Consider the following 19,419-nt stretch of genomic DNA (forward strand, 5'->3'; position numbering starts at 1 on the left):
GAAAAAAAACAAAAGCGCCAAAACCAGAATTGGGAGATATTCAAAAAAAAAAGGAATTCATTTGTCCAATTTTTCCAACAGTGTTTGAAGAAGTTTTGAAGAGTCCATTTTGCTTGGTTTTAATTTCAACGTGATAATTTTGGTCTTTTAAAAAAGGAAGGTAATAAAAAAAACTAAACCCCAAGCCCACTGCAAGTGATTTTAAAAGCTGGATTCCCTCGGAAAAATCTGTTAATTTTATTTCTTATCCGATTACAATCTTTAATTTCACTACAACTAAAAAGAAAGCGTAAAATGCAATATAGGAATACCCACTTCTTCAAACTTGTCGTTTTTCTTTTAATTTTGTCATCCTGTAACCTGGATCGAGATGGAGATAACACCCTGAACAATACGCTTGAAGTAGATTGTCAAACTTTTAGTTACGGAGACACATTATTTTTCATCAACGAAATGGGCAACAATACCATCAGCCCACAGGGAATTGAGGGCCCGGGCTTGTTTACTTCCCTACCCGAAGGCCTGGCCATAGATCCCCGAACAGGTGTTATTGATATCAACGCGAGTGAAACAGGATTAAAATACAAGGTTTCATTTACCCAGGGAAACAACAGCTGCCAATTTGAACTGACTATTGCAGGTATTAATTATTTAGATGGTCTGTACATATTGGACCAGGGAGATACAAGTATTCTACCCGTATTTAATGGGTCTCCGGCTGCCTTACCTCCTTGCGAAGAAGATGATGACGACGATGATGATGATGATGACGATGACGATGATGACGATGACGACGATTGTGAATTTGATGCTGAGGGCCCGGGAGGGGAACGGCTAGCAGACCAGGGATTAGTCATTGGTAACGGGTCCGGAGTCATCAAGCTTCAGGAGACGCTCCAAAATAACTTTTTTGGTACCAATCCGGAAAATGGCATTCAGAAAGATGTCCGGCTTTACTACAGGTTAAACGATGGGAGCATGCAGGCATTAAATGGCATAGATTTAAAATTCTTTTATTACGAAACCATGGAAGACGTCCCCCAAATTCTGATAGACGAAATCCAGGCAAAACAAGATCAAATTTTATCAACCAAACCTTTTTCGAATAATTTAAGAACAAATTTCAATCCTCCCAGAACAAGAAGACCAAGACCACCGTATCTTGTGGTAGTTTCCCGATTTGCCCGGTAAACTATCAGGAGACCTAAGCATCAATGATAAATAAAAAATGTTTAATAATTTTGTGCTGCTGTTACTTTCCTTCCCTGCTCCTATTGGGACAGGGAAGGGAACTTGAAGAAAAATATGAAACGGCTTTAAACTATTTTTACACTGAGTACCCAACCGACCAAAGCGACAGCACAGCCATCCAATTATTAGAAGAGATAAAAGCTCAAATTCCAACTGATGCCTTACCCCTCTCCCAATCTGCCGATGTTTTCGATAAACTAGGCACCTTGTACCTTATCCAGGGCAAACCTGAAAATAGCATTGATGTTTTGCGCCAGGGACTTACATTTATTTCAAGAAATAATTTGAACGATACCTTGAAATTTTCCCCCGCTCTGTATCTTGGCGAATCTTTTTTTCTTCTAAATCAGGCAGACAGTAGTATCCTTTACCTCAATCAGGCCGAGGAAATATTGAAAAAGAAAACCAATAAGCAGGAAACCGGTAGGTTGTACAACTCTTTGGGAGTAATCTACTATGAGTCCGGAAATTATACGCAGGCGATCAATTATTTCTCTAAGGCCAGATCTATCATAACTCAAAAAGCCAAACCTGAACCAGTTTCCGCCGCCAGATATGCAATATTCAGTTTTCTAACCAATGAAGGGGCGTCCTGGGCTAACCTGAAAGAATTTGATAAGGCTGAAGCCCTGTACCTGGAAGCATTGAGTCTGAATATCGATACGGACGAAATTTTAAGCAAGTTGGCCTCTTTGTCCATCAAAGACCAAAATCCTGATTCGGCACTTTATTACCTGAACAGCATCACTGAGCCAGAAAATAAACAAAGCCTGCCCAATCAAAATATCCATGCAGAGGTCCATTTGCTAAATATTCAACCTGACAAAGCCCTCAAATTGATAATGCCCAATTTAGAAGAAAATAAAAACAACCGTACAAATCAATCGGCTTTAAATTACCATCTGGGCAAGTCTTATCAACTAATGGGAAAATCCTGGTTGTTAAAAGAAGAGTACCAGAAGGCAACGGAGGCATTTCATAAAGCCATTTTAAATTTTGATGGGAGTTTTACCGAATCGGACATCAGAAAAAACCCCTCCCCCGGAAACATCAATTGGGGAATGACAGATATATTTGAAAGCCTTTCCCTTAAAGCGAAAAGTCTCCTGGCACTGGCTAAAGAAAAAGAGAAGGACCAATTGTTTCAGTCGGCCTTTGACACTTACCAGGTTGTTTTTGATTTGTTTTTCTATTTGAATAATTTATATGACAATCAGGAAGCAAGGATATTTCTGGGAGAATCTATCCGGAAGGCTTATGAAGATGCCGTAAGTGCTTCAATAGACCTTTACCTGGCAACAAATGATGAGGCGCACTTGATCAGAGGGTTTTTATGGGCTGAAGAAAGCAAGGCTACTGCTTTGGAGTTGGCAAGAAACGAAGGAAAAATCAAAGAAAATGCAGACATCCCTCTGGAATTACTTCAAAAGGAAAAGGTTTTAAAATTTCAATTGACCAGGGCCAATCAAAAAATTAGGGAAGTTCAGGATCCTGACAATGTTGATGATCTGGAAACCCAGGTTCGGGATAGTAAATTGGCCCTGAGTCGTTTGTATGCCTCCTATAACGGTTTTTCTTCCTATTTTGAAAAAAAGTTAAATACTGAACGGATAACCATTAACAGTCTTAAAGCCAATTTAAAAGCCGGTCGGCAAGTCCTGTTATCCTATTTCGTAGCCAATGATACCATTTTTTGCTTTGTGCTCAACAAAGACCGATTGTACCTGTCGGAAATCATTGAAAGAGACTCCCTTTTTAATTTGATTCGATCTATCAATAAGGAGTTGGTTACGTCCAAAGGGAATAGCAGACGCACCTTGGAGGATATTTCCATCCGGGCCTTTGATCAAATGTTGGGACAATCCTATCCTGATCTTGAAAATTATTCCAATTGGGTCATCCTTCCAGACCAGGAGCTTGTACATTTACCATTTGAAATGTTGGTAAACCCTAAAGGGGAACATTTGGTGAAAAACCATTCTATTACCTACCAATATTCAGGAAAGTTACTTCAATTGGATAGTTTTGGAAACAATTTCAATAAGAATAGTGCCATTGGATTTGCTCCATTTACAGCTATTGACAGTTTGCCTGATTCCAGTGAATTTGATTTGCTCCCAAATGCTGCCTCAGAAATGGAATTATTGGAAGGAAGGGTTTTCCTTGGAAATGCGGCGACAAAACAGCAATTTTTGGAGCATTCGACAAATGCATCCATCATTCACCTGGCAACCCATGCCTTGTCTACACCTGATTCCCCTGACGAAGGATTTATTGTCTTCTCTACAGCAGGCGAAAACCACCTGCTATTTGCCGAGGAACTGTATCAATTGGACCTGCAAAATGCTTCTTTGGTTTTTTTAAGTGCCTGTGATACACATAAGGGTGAGGTGGTGAATGGAGAGGGTTTGATCAGCCTTTCACGTGGATTTGCTTATGCCGGATGTGACAATATTATCAGCAGTATCTGGAAAGCCAATGATAAGGTTACGGCCTATCTTAGCAGGGTGTTTTATGAAAAACTCAACATGGGATACAGTTATCCCGAAGCCTTACAAGGGGCCAAAAAAGAACTCTTGAATGATCCTGATATGGCACAATATCACCATCCTTACTTTTGGGCCAACATGGTTTTTATTGGGAATACTTTTGAAGACACCTTTATTCAGGCAAAATTCTCATTATTTTGGTTTATGATTTTGGTGGTAATGGCTAGCAGCCTGATATATTACTGGAAAAAAAAGAGAGTTGAAACAACTCTCCTTTAAATGAGTAATTAAGCAATTCTAATTCAATCGATTTCAATTTCAATCTCTGCATCAGTTGCTATTCTTTCCCGTACCTTCTGGAAAATAGACCGGTTGCTGCTTTCACTGAAAACCATAACTCCATCATCATCAAGTTCCGCATTTTCCAATTCAGAAGTGCTAATGGACGAGAACCATCTTTCGGGAACGAGCTCAAAAAGAATCAGAGGGTTATTGACCCTGTCCACCACAAAATAATTGTCATCATCGGCCTCTATCTCCACTTCAAAATCTATATCATCACCAAATAATTCAAACCTAAAAGAAATTTCCTCCCCTTCCGCATTCATATAGGTTCCATTTAATAAGATGGAAGGTTCATTCCGGTAATCAATCAAATCAATTTCCATTTCAATTTCCTCGTATTCGCCTTCCGGAATATTGATAAAGAAATCCGTTTCAGTATCAAACTGATCAAAACCAACTTTTTTGATTTCGTTGAATTCTACCTCATACTCCCATTCGCTCCCGTCCTCATCATCGTCGTCATCGTCAAAACTTCCTCCTGAAATGAGTCCATCTCGATTAAAATTACCCTCCAGGTCCAGTTCAAGTTCCTTAATTTGGATAAAGCCGTCGGTAAAGAGCAAACCTGTATTGGCATTCCTGGCATTGGCAGCCGACCCACTTGCAGGTTGTAATTTAAAGAGCATTCCCACGGTGCCATCTCCTGTGCCTGGTACCATATCATTTTCGGAAGTACATCCCGTAAAGAGCCATGCGGTAATGGCAAAAATCAGTATCCCGGATAAATTTTTCGTTCTTTTCATAATTTTTAAGTTGTTAAGTTTCCTATAGGTTGAGCCTAAGCAAAAATATGTAACCATTTTTCTTAAAAAAGGTCAAAAAAAGTACTCAAATGAATTGCGCACTACCAAAACACGCATCAGTAGTCAAAAAAGGATCCTGAACTTAATACTAAGCTGATCCAGTCTGGAAAAATTGTCATTGTATTTATGCCGGTCATCCGCCCTGATTTTATCTACCCGGTTATAAGCGTTTTGGTATTCCCCTAATTTCAAATAAGTAAGCGCAAGAAAAAAATCAACTTCATCCTGAAAAGTATCCGTACCTGAATTTGTATTGTTTTCATCCAGTCTTTGAAAATAGGGCAGCGAAGCTGAGGCTGAATCCAATTCAAGGGCTGCATTTCCCAACAAAAGCATTTCCCTGGGACTTAACTGATCTTGATCTCGTTCGGCACTTACCTGAAACATTTGTTTGAACTCTCCATTGATGAACAGGGATTCCAGAATATTCTCTTGCTCAGAAAAACCTCTTTCTGCAGCAATTTCATAAGAAATATACCTCCCCTCATAAAGGGAAGGACCATCATTGCGCAATAAATAAAACAGAAAACCGAATAGCACCAGAAGGGAAACCGCTGCCGCAGCTTTTCCCCAAAAGTATAGGGACCTTTCTTTTTTCTCCAATTTGGGGGCATCGATAGGAGTGAATTTTTTGTTTTCTAACCTGTTTTGGAGAAACTCTTGTTGTACTTGCTTGATACTATCCTTATATCCTTTAAGTTTTATTCCATTAATTGTAAATTTGAGCAGACTAAACCGTTCCTTGAGCGCAGAATCAGTCTTCAAGTCTTTCTCAAAAAGCGATTTTTCCTCCGGACTTAAAATTCCGTCCAGGTAATCAAGCATATATTGATCATCATACTTATTTCCCATCTTTCAGCGCATTTCTAACCATTTCGTACAAATTGCGATTGCCGACCAATTGATTCGTCAACTGCTTCATGCATTTAAATTTCTTATTCCTTACCACCTGATCACTACTGTATTCCTCCCTTAGGGCGATTTCATCCATGGAGAGGTTTTCGTAATAAAACAGCACCAGAATGCGTTTGCATTTTTCACCCAATTTTTCAAATAAAGCCATGATCAATTGATAGCCTTCCATTTCTGCCAATGATTTGCTTACATCAAATTCCACCTGTTCTTGTTCCTTATCATAGATGCCATGGCGATGATCTCTACTTTTTCGCTTTCTTAAAGTCGTTAACCAAATATTTCGATTGATACCATACAACACCGATTTGATACTTGCTTCTTTCCTGAATTTACCGGTTTCAATCATGTTCAGGAATACAAGCATGGTTTCCTGTATGGTATCAGCAGCATCAGCATTACTGCCATTATTTTGTAAAACATAATTTTCCAATAAACCATAGTATCCTTTGTAAAGTTGATGGATAGCTTCGTTTATCTGTTTTGCTCCGGAAATCTCCTCCAATATTTCCTGATCAGTCCAAAACTTGCTTTTCTTCATGAAATACTACCTTTTAGTAGCATCAAAGTTAATCAATGTAACTTCATTAGTAGAAAAAATTGATGCTTTTGGGGTAAAATCAACTGCCCCTAAATGATGGAAAGGGTAGGTTGTTTTATAAATCACAATTGTGCTCCTCAAAACTCCACAGGAATACTTTGCATTAATTTTCTTAATTTAGTCTGATGAAATCGAGCATGAGGCAAGCGGCACAAAAAGCCAAGATTATCAAACAATTGCCTTTCGTTATACAGGAGTGAGTTACTCCCGAATCCGGCTCGGGAAAGGCAGGTGCCTGCCTATAAACCAATCGATAACTATGAATTTGATTTTTTAGTTTTAACCGGCAATGAAGAATAATAAAAAGTTATCTGGGGTAAAAGAAATTGCCAGGTTGGCTGATGTTTCCATAGCAACGGTGGATAGGGTTATTCACAACCGATCTGGGGTATCCGCCATTACCAAATCCAAAATTGAGAAGATCATAAAGGAATTGAATTACCAGCCTAATATTTTAGCCAGCAGGTTGGCCTCGGGGAAAGTATATCGACTGGCGGTTTTGATACCCAAAGGTTCTGAAAGAACAGATTTCTGGGATGCTCCCCTTAAGGGAATCAAAAGGGCAGAAGAAGAAATCAGGCAATATGGTATTTCTGTGGATTTTTTTTTCTTTGACTTAAACAATAAAGATTCCTTTATCGATTCTGCTCAAAAAATTAAAAATAGTAAGCGTTTTGATGGAGTTTTATTGGCCCCCTCATTTGTAAAAGAATCCATTCAATTTATTCATTACTGCGAGCAGGATACGATTCCGTTTGTATTTATTGACAGTAATATTGAGGCAAAGGGAATTCTTTCCTATATCGGTCCTCCCCTCTTCCAAAGTGGATTTCTCGGTGCCCGTCTATGTGCCATTGGAATGCGTCAAACCCAAAAAATTTTATTTGTGAATATTTCAAAAGAAAGTAATAGTTTTAATTACTCCAAAATTGAAGAAGGATTTAATAATTATTTTTTCGAAAATGATGTAGACCACCAACTGATAAAATTGGATATCACTGACACTGAAAAAAAATCGGTGTTTTTAAACCTGGAAAAGATTTTTTCCCAGCATCCTGATATTGAGGTCATTTTCGTAACCAACTCCCGGGTTTTCTATGTGGCGCAGTTTCTTGAATCAAAAAAATATTCGAAAATTCACCTTGTTGGTTATGATTTTTCAAAAGAAAATCAAAATTATTTAAAAAATGGATGGATTGATTTTTTGATTTGCCACAAGCCTGAAGAACAAGGATATAAGGGACTCATGAGCCTCTACCACCACATTGTCCTTAAATTGCCGGTTGATCAAATTTATTTTATGCCAATTGATATTGTCACCAGGGAAAACCAGGATTTTTATCGTTAATCAATTTTGAAATCTAAACAAATAGAAGCATGCTGATGCCTGAAAACCTGGATTGATGCCTGTTTACAAAAAGCATTCGGTTCAGTTTTGGTGGAATGAACCAGGAAAAACAACGTTTTAGAATTATCCTGAGCACCAACTAAAAAAAGCCTACCCATGTTGCTTAAACACTTGGGGTAAAAATTGAATTTTTACTAAATCTAGGCGGAATTTCCAGGAAGAAATGATACACAGGTGACCTTAATAACTGCCGGCACTTCCAGCACCAGGGCTTGCAAAGACCGTCACAACGGAAGAATAGCTCTGATTTGATCATGCTCCGGCGTAAATGATCAATAAAAGGCCGGTGATAAAGCAGGCAAACATGGCCGTCAGCCAATAAAGAATTTTCTGAGAAGCTCCTTTAAATTCTTTCCAGATAAAAACACCCCAAAAAGCTGCCACCATGGTAGCCCCCTGCCCTAACCCATAGGAAATGGCAGGACCCGCCTGTTCGGAAGCGACAATGCTAAATGACATGCCTATGCACCAAATAACCCCACCTAAAATTCCCACGCCATGAATCGTCCATCTGCCATTGAAATATTCCCGGTAGCCAATCGGATTTCCCTCAATGGGCCGCTTCATCAAGACAGTATTGAATAAAAAATTACTGACCAAAATGCCTATAGAAAAAATAAAAACAGCTCCATAAGGTGTGAATTTCCCTGCTGTTGGATAATTAAAATCTAAAGACATGGATTGTTGTACAAAAAAGTAAAATAAAGACATCAAAACACCGCCTAGCAAAGCCAATTTAATCCCATTAGCAGGGTTTTTTGCGCTATCCCTGCTAATTTTCCGATAAGCCATTGCATCCAGAACAATTGCTGAAGTGACCAGGGCTACTCCTAAAAAAAGGAATACAGGGTCACCTTTTTGCTCCGAAAAATAATTAATGACCACACCCAAAACCAGGGCAAGCCCAATTCCGATGGGAAAAGCCACAGACATCCCTGCTATGGCAATAGCCGCCACGATGAGAATATTGGCCAGGTTAAAGATCAGCCCACCGACAAAAGCTTTCAGATAATTTGGGAATGTAGCCTGTTGAAGATCTTCTATAAATGGCCTGCCAAAGGTACCTGTGCTGCCCAGGGTAAGTCCAAAAATAAGGGCCAATAGGACAATACCGATTACATAATCCCAATAAAACAATTCAAACCGCCAGCGGCCTTCAGCCAGTTTTTGGGTATTGGCCCAGGAACCCCAGCAAAGCATGGTTACAAAACAGAAAATAACAGCCAGGGAATAGGATTCGATGATGTACATGGTTTTGGGGTTTTATTCGATTTCTGAAAGCCTCGGAACGGAGGATTGGGCTCCCTTTTTTGTGACGGAATAGGCCGCCGCTTTATTGGCAAATTGAACTGCCTCTTTTAAAAACATTCCCTTTGAAATACCCACAGCTAAAGCCCCATTAAAAGTATCTCCTGCTGCGGTGGTATCTACTGCATGCACTATAGGAGCAGGAACAATCCCTTTAAATTCCCCGGAAGATAAATAAGCCCCCTTAGCACCTAAGGTGATGACTACCACCTTGACTCCTTTCTCATGAAAAAATGAGGCGGCTTTAGCTGCAGAATGTTCGTCTTTTACCTGAATACGGCTAAGCAGGGTGGTTTCTGATTCATTGGGAGTGATGGCAAAAAGGCCAGCATACACTTCGTCATCAAGGGTTTGTGCAGGTGCTGGGTTAAGTATAACTTTTTTACCTGCTTCATTCCCTATCTTCACTACATGGCTTACCGTATCCATGGGTATTTCCAGTTGAAGAAGAATAATTTCAGCCTGGTGAACCAGCATCATGTTTTTCTCTATATCCCCTGCGCCCAAGGCCATATTGGCACCACTTGCCACTACAATACAATTCTCCCCATTTTTATCAACTGTGATCTGCGCTACTCCGGAAGGATAAACCTCGTCCTGAGAAATACCCTCTATATTGATACCCTCCCGCAATAGGTTTTCCAGGGTTTCTTTACCAAAAATATCTTTGCCGACTTTTGCAATAAAGGCAACCTTACCTCCAAGCCTGACCGCGGCCACCGCCTGATTGGCTCCTTTTCCCCCGGGGTTCATGAAAAAATCTCCTCCCAACAGGGTTTCACCCGGTGTGGGAAAATGTTCTACCTGTACCACCATATCTGTATTTGAACTACCTATAACCAATAAGTTATTCAATTTCCCCATCTTATTCCAGGTCTTTAATCGTTTTGATTTAATTCTACTCAACGAGAATCATCCTTGTAATGGGTTTTTAATTTTTACCAAATCCTGGATGATCTTTCCTTCATGTTCCAACCTGGCCAGGGTATAAATATATCCGTCTTTCCCAATGGCAATTGAATTGACGTAGGTAGGTATGGAACCGTCTGAATACAACACGGGACCATGATCGAGATAATGTTTACTAGCAATATGGAAGGTGACCAGGTGGAGGTTTTCCAATCCTTTGGCAGCTCCTTTTGCTATTTTTTCGACCCCCCGGACCAGTTTACCATTCTTATAAATAGGACCTCCGGTCAGGTAATATATGGTATCATTCTCTTTGCAAAGTTCAAAGCCCAAATACCCGTAACTGAATTGATCAAACATACCGCTTTTTCGGGAAGGCTCAGAAACAATTCTTTCAACAATCTCAATATTTTTCTTCAAAGGATCAAACCGAAACAGGTAACCGGAGTTTCCATGTATTCCATAAGCAACACCTTCTGGTTCATGCCAGAAAATCTTCCTCCAATTATAAGCCATACTTCCTGGTTGGGTTGGATCGTACAGGCCAAAATAATCCAAACGAAGATTCACCTCTTCCTCCGCAGTCAGGGTTTTTTGTTGGGCATCGTACCAATAGATATCCCCTTCGGCTGTAGAAAAATAAACTTTGCCAGACCTGGGATCAACAAACAAGGAACGACAAAGGGTCCTGAAATCCTTTCCAGGTGTACCTGCTTCACCAAGTCCTGAAACCAATCCAATATCATGAAAAGCCTTCGTTTGGAGATCGAAGTGAATGAAACGTCCAGTGGGCCAGGTAATTCCGTAAATATGCCCTCGTTCCTTATCCATGGTCATCGATACTATCCCTTCTCCACCAGGCACCAGCAACAAATCCTCCACTTCTCTGGTAATCAGGTCATAGGATAAAATATGTCCACCAGGGTATTTTTCATACCCTGCAGGCGGGTTTTCAGGCAAGCGGTCCATTCCATCTATTAATTCATAAAAACCAACATGCGTACTGAAATACAATTTTCCATTTTTTTCATAGAATTCAACATGACTTTTGCCTTGGGGAATGGCTTTTAAGTACTTCTCTCTGCACAATTCAGTCAAGTCACCGATAAATTCAATCTTGTTTTCCCTTGGCTTATAAACATAAAATTGGCCTCCAGATTCAATGGATTCAGAAGACAATATGTAATAAATATTGCCATCACTTGCACAGGAAATGGCATTGTAGGTATCATGGGCCAATTTAAATCCTGAAAAATACTTTCTCGCCTCCAAATATTTGGCGGGCATATCAGTATTTTTAGATTTGGTTGCTTTTCTATTTGTCATTCAATCAAATTGAAATGGATATATGGTTGGATTAATCAGGTATCAAGCTTGATTCTAACCGGGAAACACCTACCTGATCGGCAAGGCGAAGGAATTCGTGAAGGATGTCAATTTCTATATTTGAAGCCCAGGTACTTGGCAGACCATACACCATTTGGGAAGAAGCACCCTCATAGCCACCTTCTCTAAGGATGGTTGTAGAGGGTATGTACGCCATCACATCATTGGAATAGCCCATTACAAAAATATCGGGGCCAAAGATCTTTTTTAGCTCAATGGCATAGGAAATGACGGTTTCCCCTCCTAAAGTCATGATAGGCTGATCTCCCAGCTTCCAAACCTGAACAGGAAAGGGATATGATTTCATTGGTTCCGTTCCGTTCGTTCTTTCTTCATTCATTCGGGTCGCCCATCTTTTCTGATAGCCCGAAGACGAAGCAATGAATTTCGAAAGTGCTTCCATACTTGGTGGCGTTGCCAAAGCAAGATCTACCTCGGAATAAGCCGTATGAATACTTGCCTCCAGCTGCCGCATATCTTCACTTAAAACCCGATCAACAGCAGCAGCCAAACTTTTACCATACTGCTGCGCCAGAAAGATCGTTCTTCTGGGGAGAGGATTTTGATCTGCTCCTGCTCCCTGAAAAAATAAGGCTGTTGCCCCTGGATAATTTTTCTCCAGTTCGATCTGAGCAAATCCGGGGTAATCACCAGAAAGCCGGTAATCGCCCAGGACAGTAGGGTGGCAGGCGTAACCAAAAACAATGGCCATAATGTCTCCTCCTTCTTCGTTCACCCTAATGACAGGCACAGCGTAATCATTGGGTCCTTTGAGGTCAGCAATACTTTCCAACTGATTTTCTGGATTGTTTCTGCGGTTTACCTGAAATCTGGTGACCCCATTTTCTACATACAAATGAGCTGGCCGGAGGGCGCCGAAAGCCTCATCCACTAATCGAATCATGCTATCTACCAGGGCATCGGAATAATGGCTCACCTGCTGCTTCTGGGCCTCGTTCATGGGATAAATATCGGAAAGCGAATTCTCCAATACCGGGCCGGAATGACTATGGGAACTGTTGATAATGATCTGAGCTTCGCTTAGTCCATGCCTTTCTTTTAGTCCCAGTCTGATCCGGTCTGAAAGCGCTTTTGGCATGGCCAATAGATCTGCTGTAATCAAAACAGCTTGTTTTCCGGAAGCATCCTCCAGGGCAAGGGCTTTGATCCAGATTGGATGGATCACCTCATCGAAAGGGTGATCCCTGCCTCCATATCCTGCCAGCCAAATAGGCTCTTTGGGTGTAATGTCAATTTTGGACACACCTGCTTTCCATCGCAAAGAAGCCTGGTCGTCTAGAATCCGTGCCTGACCTGAAATATTACTGAATAAAACCATAAGAATTACCGAAAAGATGGAAAAATTTATTTTCATAAGTAGTAATTTTAATATGTTTAATGACTTATTACTTAAATTGTATTGATTGCTTCGTTTAATCGGACTTCCAATAAGGATTTAATAATCCTTTTAATGTTGCCGACCATTAAATCCATACATTTTTTTGGATTACTTCTCTACCATCAGCATGCTTACCTTCCTGCAACAAAAGAGACTTATGTTCAGTCAAATTACGGGGTAATTTTAGCAATTCATAGATTTAGGTTCGTAAATTTTAACAAGGAAAAAAACGTTTTTTCCTTTTCAGCTTACATACTGGTATCTTTTTGCATTCCAGAAGGACTCCCGCCGGGAATTCCCTGGGCTAGAATGAGGGAGGAAGAAGTTCATGTACTGTGTTAATAATTAATTCTTCAATTCCCTCTGCGAAAGGAGAAGGTTTGTCATAATAATACATACTTGACTCTGATTCATATCCACCTTCCCTGATTACCCTACAGGAAGCAATATAACAGGGTACATCATTGGCATAGGCATTGATCCAAAGTTTATCCGCACCTATCTCTTTTTTTAAACGCAGAGAATAATCCACCACCACCTCACCTGCAAGGTTTACCATGGCCATTTCATTGCCAAAAGTCCAGGTTTGGACAGGATACGAAAGCGTTTTGGGGATATCCTGCCCCCTGGCAATTCTATCCAAAGCCAAACGGGCATAATAGCCCCTGACCGTTTTATCCTCCGTCTGAGCAATCAGTTCCGGTACTGACGGAACATGGGCAAATGGCAGGTTTATCCATTTAATTTTTCCGGAGGGAGGTTGAATGATTGGATGTAATTTGGAAGTCAGCAATTGCTCCACATTATCCGCCACCTCATGGGCATGTAACCGCAGGTGTTCCATTTTTCCCCGCGGGTACGGGTTGGCATCTGCTCCGCAACCTATGGCCACCATGGCAACTACCCCGGGATGGTTCGACTCAATCATCAATTGCGCCTCTCCCATCCAATCACCATGAATTTGATTAACATCCCCTCCCAAAGTAGTGCCATGACAGGCATAATTCACCAAAATGGCCTTTAAATTACCGGTTGGATCGGTGATTTTCATCAAAGGGAATGACTGGTCTACCGGACCTCCCTCCGTTCTTCTGTTTTTTGCAAATCCCATTCTTCCCTGCCCCCAGAATAACAAAGCAGGCTCCCGATCTGCAAGTGAGGAAAGGGCCACTGCAACCAGTTGGTCAGTTAAACGTTCCGTATACCTCGATATTTCCACCAATTCTTCCAATTTGAGTAAGGAATCACTAAACGTATCCCCCCTGTATTGAAGGATATTAAGCAGATTCCCCACTTCGGGACCACCATGGGTATGAGATGCACAAATCACCAGGTGGGAGGCCTCAATTCCGGTTTGTTCGGTTATTCTTTTGGTCACCTTTGCTGTAATAATCGCAGGTATCCCCACCAAATCTACGGTGATCAGAATAGATGGTCCCTGATCATCCCTGCCAAAGGCAAGTGCTTTGGCATTCAACTGATGGATGATCCCCTCCGAAGGTTTTTTTTCTCTTGCACCGTATCCAGCCAACCGGATGGGGTGGTCCGGAGTAATGTCAATGGTGCTGACCCCAATATCCATATGGGTTTCCATCTCAGCCATTTCCTGGGCCAAAAGCTGCACTGAAGATTTTCCCAATAAAATCATCCACCAAAAAAAACAGATCAAGAAACACCTCAAATTTAAATTCATCATCGTATGGTGATTAAGATTTCGCCAGGTCTCCGGCATGGGCCCTGATTTTCAATATGGCTTCTGCAATCTGTTCCATGTCTTTTTTTGTTCCCAATAACATGGATTGACCAAACCATACGGCTTGCTCACATAGCAAGTCATTTTGGGGACAATTGCTGTTTTCCAACCATTCCTGCATGGTCGATTTACCATATAAATTCAAATAATGTCTGTTTTTGGCCAAATCCTGGACATAATTCTCCTTATTCATCCTACCATATCCACCTGAACAAGGGACTCCTTCTGCCGATAAAGCTTCCAAAAATCTAGATTTTGGCATTTCAGCAAATGCATTTTTATCAAAACGGAACATGTAGAGATGATAAGCACTTTGGGTGACTCCAGGATATAATTTCGCAGGATAAATCCCGGGAATATCCTTTAACAGGCCGGTAAGGTATTGGGCATTGAGGGTCCGACGGTTGGCCTGTTCCTGTAATCTGCTCATCTGTTCCGTCAATAATCTGCCCTGGAATTCTGTCAGCCTAAGATTGGTACCTCTGGTGGAACGATAACTACTGTTTTCACCATCATTTCCCCGGCTTTGATTGTGAAAATTATAGGCATTATTTGCAAACATATCATCATTGGTGATGATGGCACCCCCTTCACCTGAATTGAGGTTTTTGCTGGATTGAAAACTGAAGGCGCCAGCCAGTCCAATTGTCCCTACTTTTTTTCCTTTCCATTCGGCCAAATGAGCCTGGCAGGCATCTTCAAGGACAGGGATTTTGTGTTTTTCCGCAACATCCATAACAGAATCCATATCGGCCGGGGAGCCGCCGATGTGTACCGGCATGATTAATTTGGTGTTTTGGGTTATCGATTGTCCGATTTTATCCGTATCGATTTGAAAAGTTTCTATGTCCGTGTCTACAAATTTAGGTAAAGCATAGTTTAAAACGACCACGTTATAGGTGGCAACAAAAGTATATACCGGAATGATGACTTCATCCCCGGGCCCTATGTCCAATACCCCTAAAGAAGTAAATAAGGCACTGGTGCCACTGGATACCCCCACGCAGTGTTTGGCGCCTGTCCATTCTTTGTATTTATTTTCGAAATTGGCAACCGCATTACCGTTTAACCTGCCCCATTTTTTGCTTTGCAATACTTCCGCCATTCCCTCTTCCTCCCTTTTTCCGGAAACAGGCCAGCTGGGGAATTGGTCAGGATGGGCTCTTGGCCCTCCCAAAAGGGCTGGCTTTTTATTTCCTTCAGGGATATACGAAAAGGATGAGCCTCCCAAGGTCACTCCTGCCCCCACCAGTGTCAGGGTACCCAAAAATTTTCGTCGATCGTGTTTATAAATCATAATTGTATTTTTTTGTTCGAGAATTTCCAACCCCTTTCAATTCTTTCCTATTTCGAGTCATTGTAAAGCTATCGCGATTACAGATCATTTTACCTTTGGAATCTCCTTATTTTTCCAACCCGGAAGTAGTTTTTGTACCTGAGTTTGAGAAAAAAAGAAAGTTAATGGGTGAAATCTCAATATAAATTAAGTGGGGATGGAGTTTTACATTCATTTCTATTTGATTTATTGATCTGTGAGCGGGTATTTCTGTGGTTGAATCCCAACCTTTTCCGCCAATTTCACTGCCTCCCCAATAATCCGGTCTTCAATATCGAATGCCCAAGGAGTAGTGAAAATGGGGGAGCGGGTTCCTTCATATCCCCCTTCCTCCAATACCGTCCTGGTCGGAATATAGGCCATTACGTCATTGGAATAGCCCATTACAAATGTATCCTGACCAAAAATCTTTTTAAGGGCTATGGCATATCCAATGAGCAATTCGCCTCCAAAGGAAAAGATGGCCTGTTCACCTAATCTCCAGGCCTGCACCGGATAGGGGTAGGAAGTGATCAGGGATTCGCCGTTGTCCAGTTTGGACATCAACACTTTGGCATTTTGTTTAAGGTATTCCGGATAACCGGACGAATTACCGGTAATTTCCAATAACTCGGCTCTGGTAGGTGTCGCCCTGGCAAAGGTAAGGTCAATTTCGGAATAAGCGGTGGATAAATTTCCTTCCAAAGGCTTCATTTCCTCGCAAAGTACCCTTTCTACGGCAGCAGCCAATTCCTTACCGTATTGTTGGGCCAAAGGTACAGATCGTCTGGGTAATGGATTCTGATCTGCACCTGCGCCTTGAAAGAAAAGCGCAGTGGTTCCGGGGTAAAGTTTTTCCAAAGCCAATTGAGCAAAACCAGCATAATCACCCGATATTTGATAGTCCGACAAAACTGTAGGGTGACAGGCGTATCCAAATACCAATGCCGTCATATTTCCATCCTCATCTGTCACTTTTATGACAGGAACTGCATAGTCATTAGGGCCATTCAAATCTGTCTGGTGGCCCAGACTGGCCTCCTTATTATTTCTACGGTTTACCTGGAAACGAGTGACTCCGTTTTCCACATGCAGGTAAACTGGTTTAAGAGATTCCAAGGCATTTCCCACCAATGCCACAATTTTATGTTCCAGAATTTCAACATAATTTTTGATTTTACCCAATTGTACCTGGTCCAATTGGAATTGGTACCTTCCATAATCGGTTTCCGGCCCGGTATGGGTATGTGAACTGTTGAGAATAATCTGGTCTTTGGACAAACCATATTCCTGCATTAGCCGGTCCCGGATCCTCTGGGACAATTCCTGACGAATACCCACCAGGTCTGTTGTCACTAACACCGCCCTATTTCCCATGGAATCTTCCAAAACAAGTGCTTTGGCCCAAATAGCATGTCTTACCCCTTCTGAGGGACGGTCCCGGGAAGCATATCCCGCCATCCACATGGGCTCCTGTGGGGTAATTTCCACTTTTGTGACACCTGCTCTCCATCCTGAATAACCCTGCCTGCAAAAAGCGGGATGCAAGGTTGCTGAAAAGCCTATGAACCAAATAAGCAAAATTGTTAAATATGGGCTGACCTTTGTCATAATATTATTTTTATAGAACAGGCTTCACGGAATGAAAAGCAATACAAAACAATTTAATGTCATTTGAAGGAAATGGTTGTTACCGGAACACCCCACTGCCTTCAAAACCGAAAAGGTGAATGGCAGTGGGATAGCTTTTAGAAGATCATTCCATTTATTCTACTACTTCTAATGGTGGTATATTATTGGCAGATCCGGTGTAGCCCTTGTTCTGATTGATCCTTCCCAAGGTATTGGAATTGACCATATCGTCGTCTATGGGCCACTGAAAATGGTAAGGCATGATTCTCGGTCGCTGACCCAAAAGAATGATTTCATCCGACCGGTCATAGAAGTTATTCAGGTTCCTTACACGATCAAAGTACCAGTTATTTTCATGAAGGGTTTCCAGGCTATATCCTCCTTCATTCCTGGCCGCAAGAATATAAGACACCCTGTTCAGTTCATTCTGCCTGGGTTCCTCTGCAAACAATTCCCTGGCCCGTTCGTCAAAAATAAAATCAATGGTTACGTCAGCGGGGCTTATGGCAGGGGCATTGGCCCTTTGCCTTACGGTATTCAAATCCATTGCTGCACTGGCCAGGTCACCTTTCCAATAATAAGCTTCTGCTCTTATCAGGTATGTTTCTGCCAGGCGATAGATGTACCAGTCCCCATTACTTCCCATAGGAATACTGGTTTGATCCGGTGCATTTGGAGCGTAAATTTTGTAAAATGGTGAAGGGTATACCCTGGCCCAATATTCGGAAGGAATATCCATGTTTTCCGGATCAAATGGTTCCATGTATTGAGATGATGCAGGATTGTTATAATATAGTTCCTCCCTATCAAACCAGTTGATGTCGGCTCTCCTTAAATCAGGGGTATTGGTATAATCAAAATCACCCTCCTCCCAAATGGTATAACTGTGCCAATCACTCAATGCGACATCGGGGTTTCCCCTTCCCAGCGAATCATACAGGGGACCACCGTCAATGGTGCCGCGGTTACCGTCTTTATCTTTCCCGATAGATGAATGCCACCAGGAACAATTATATACCCTCATGGTAAACAGGCCTGGCGTCCTTGCTGTTGGTGGTGCTTCCCATCTGTCCACAAAGGCCAAAATGGTTTCTGTGTTCTGTCCAATATTTTTATTGGCATGCCGGTGAAGATCCCAGATCACATTTTTATCGGGATCATCCGCTTCCACTCCAAATCGATCGGTCATCAGGGCATAAGGCCCTTCAATCACTCTGGAAGCAGCGGCAATGGCCTGGTCAAATTCCATATTGGCCAGGTAAATCTTGGAAAGCAAATGGTCCCCAGCCCCCCTACTGGGTATGCCCGGGGCTGCCGAAACGGGCAGGTGCTGTACTGCAAATTCCATATCCGACTGGATCTGATCCAAAATGGCCCACCTGCTGTGGCTCTGGAAATCCAGCCTTACACCACGCACCTCTTCCTTTAAAAAAGGTAAATCTCCATAGTTCCCGATCAATCTGTAGTACCAATAAGAACGGTGCCAATATGCTTCTGCCAAAACTTCATTTCGATCGTCCTGATCTGCCCATTCCAAATCATCTATTCTCGTGATGGCAACATTGGCATTCTTCACCATTTCAAAAATATCATTGATCTGTGTGACAAACTGCTGGTACCTGTCGGAATTAGGGGTAAGGGCAGTATAATCCATTTGAAGCCAGGGAACTCCTGCTTCCGATGCGGCCCATTGATGGGCCATAAAGTTCTTCTGAGCGGTTTGTTCCCGGGTAAGATCCTTCCTCATAGTGACCAATAGTGCTTCAAAACCCGCCCTATCTACAAAAACATTGTCTGTGGTAAAGAAAGACAGGGGTTTTGGCTCAAGAAAATCTTCATTACAGGCTGCCAATAATAACAGCAGCAGGGGAAATGCAAATATTGATTGGATATATTTTTTCATCTTTT

General features: G+C 41.7%; 14 protein-coding genes. 3 read left to right on the forward strand and 11 right to left on the reverse strand.

Annotated elements, in window-relative coordinates; translation table 11 throughout:
* Positions 1–294 precede the first annotated feature (294 nt).
* Together HUJ21_RS04055 and HUJ21_RS04060 are read left to right on the forward strand one after the other, a co-directional pair.
* On the forward strand, positions 295–1,191 hold the full coding sequence (locus HUJ21_RS04055; RefSeq protein WP_291367545.1) for a hypothetical protein: 897 nt from the start codon (positions 295–297) through the stop codon (positions 1,189–1,191).
* 50 nt (positions 1,192–1,241) lie between these two features.
* The gene (locus tag HUJ21_RS04060) at positions 1,242–4,019 is read left to right on the forward strand and encodes a CHAT domain-containing protein (RefSeq protein WP_291367547.1); all 2,778 of its coding nucleotides are present in this window, start codon (positions 1,242–1,244) and stop codon (positions 4,017–4,019) included.
* 23 nt (positions 4,020–4,042) lie between these two features.
* Here the strand turns inward: HUJ21_RS04060 and HUJ21_RS04065 are convergent, their stop codons facing one another.
* From HUJ21_RS04065 to HUJ21_RS04075, 3 genes are all read right to left on the reverse strand, one after another.
* Positions 4,043–4,828 carry a hypothetical protein gene (locus HUJ21_RS04065; RefSeq protein WP_291367549.1) on the reverse strand — a complete coding sequence of 262 codons (786 nt, stop codon included), beginning with the start codon at positions 4,826–4,828 and terminating at the stop codon, positions 4,043–4,045.
* A gap of 123 nt (positions 4,829–4,951) precedes the next feature.
* Positions 4,952–5,740: a hypothetical protein gene (locus tag HUJ21_RS04070; protein WP_291367551.1), complete on the reverse strand. Its 789-nt coding sequence runs from the start codon at positions 5,738–5,740 to the stop codon at positions 4,952–4,954.
* Positions 5,730–6,341 carry a sigma-70 family RNA polymerase sigma factor gene (locus tag HUJ21_RS04075; protein WP_291367553.1) on the reverse strand — a complete coding sequence of 204 codons (612 nt, stop codon included), beginning with the start codon at positions 6,339–6,341 and terminating at the stop codon, positions 5,730–5,732. The genes HUJ21_RS04070 and HUJ21_RS04075 overlap by 11 nt, the downstream gene beginning before the upstream one ends.
* Before the next feature lie 349 nt (positions 6,342–6,690).
* Between HUJ21_RS04075 and HUJ21_RS04080 the strand changes: the two genes are divergently transcribed.
* Entirely contained in the window at positions 6,691–7,749 is a 1,059-nt protein-coding gene (locus HUJ21_RS04080; RefSeq protein WP_291367555.1) for a LacI family DNA-binding transcriptional regulator, read from the forward strand.
* A gap of 312 nt (positions 7,750–8,061) precedes the next feature.
* Here HUJ21_RS04080 and HUJ21_RS04085 read toward each other — a convergent pair whose 3' ends face one another.
* The 8 genes from HUJ21_RS04085 to HUJ21_RS04120 all read right to left on the reverse strand — a co-directional run bounded on the left by HUJ21_RS04085 (position 8,062) and on the right by HUJ21_RS04120 (position 19,414).
* On the reverse strand, positions 8,062–9,060 hold the full coding sequence (locus HUJ21_RS04085; protein WP_291367557.1) for a GRP family sugar transporter: 999 nt from the start codon (positions 9,058–9,060) through the stop codon (positions 8,062–8,064).
* Positions 9,061–9,072: 12 nt separating this feature from the next.
* Positions 9,073–9,981: a ribokinase gene (rbsK, locus tag HUJ21_RS04090; RefSeq protein ID WP_291367559.1), complete on the reverse strand. Its 909-nt coding sequence runs from the start codon at positions 9,979–9,981 to the stop codon at positions 9,073–9,075.
* A 48-nt stretch (positions 9,982–10,029) separates the two neighbouring features.
* Complete coding sequence (locus HUJ21_RS04095; RefSeq protein WP_291367561.1) at positions 10,030–11,313, reverse strand: hypothetical protein; 1,284 nt, start codon at positions 11,311–11,313, stop codon at positions 10,030–10,032.
* 70 nt (positions 11,314–11,383) lie between these two features.
* The gene (locus tag HUJ21_RS04100; RefSeq protein ID WP_291367563.1) at positions 11,384–12,787 is read right to left on the reverse strand and encodes a neutral/alkaline non-lysosomal ceramidase N-terminal domain-containing protein; all 1,404 of its coding nucleotides are present in this window, start codon (positions 12,785–12,787) and stop codon (positions 11,384–11,386) included.
* Positions 12,788–13,115: 328 nt separating this feature from the next.
* Complete coding sequence (locus HUJ21_RS04105; RefSeq protein ID WP_291367565.1) at positions 13,116–14,507, reverse strand: hypothetical protein; 1,392 nt, start codon at positions 14,505–14,507, stop codon at positions 13,116–13,118.
* A 10-nt stretch (positions 14,508–14,517) separates the two neighbouring features.
* Positions 14,518–15,861, reverse strand: coding sequence for a DegT/DnrJ/EryC1/StrS family aminotransferase (locus HUJ21_RS04110; protein WP_291367567.1), 1,344 nt, complete (start codon positions 15,859–15,861; stop codon positions 14,518–14,520).
* A gap of 225 nt (positions 15,862–16,086) precedes the next feature.
* The gene (locus HUJ21_RS04115) at positions 16,087–17,490 is read right to left on the reverse strand and encodes a neutral/alkaline non-lysosomal ceramidase N-terminal domain-containing protein (protein ID WP_291367569.1); all 1,404 of its coding nucleotides are present in this window, start codon (positions 17,488–17,490) and stop codon (positions 16,087–16,089) included.
* Between the two features lie 154 nt (positions 17,491–17,644).
* The gene (locus tag HUJ21_RS04120; RefSeq protein WP_291367571.1) at positions 17,645–19,414 is read right to left on the reverse strand and encodes a RagB/SusD family nutrient uptake outer membrane protein; all 1,770 of its coding nucleotides are present in this window, start codon (positions 19,412–19,414) and stop codon (positions 17,645–17,647) included.
* Between the last annotated feature and the right edge of the window lie 5 nt (positions 19,415–19,419).

The sequence above is a fragment of the Cyclobacterium sp. genome, from assembly GCF_014762705.1.
GTDB lineage: Bacteria > Bacteroidota > Bacteroidia > Cytophagales > Cyclobacteriaceae > Cyclobacterium.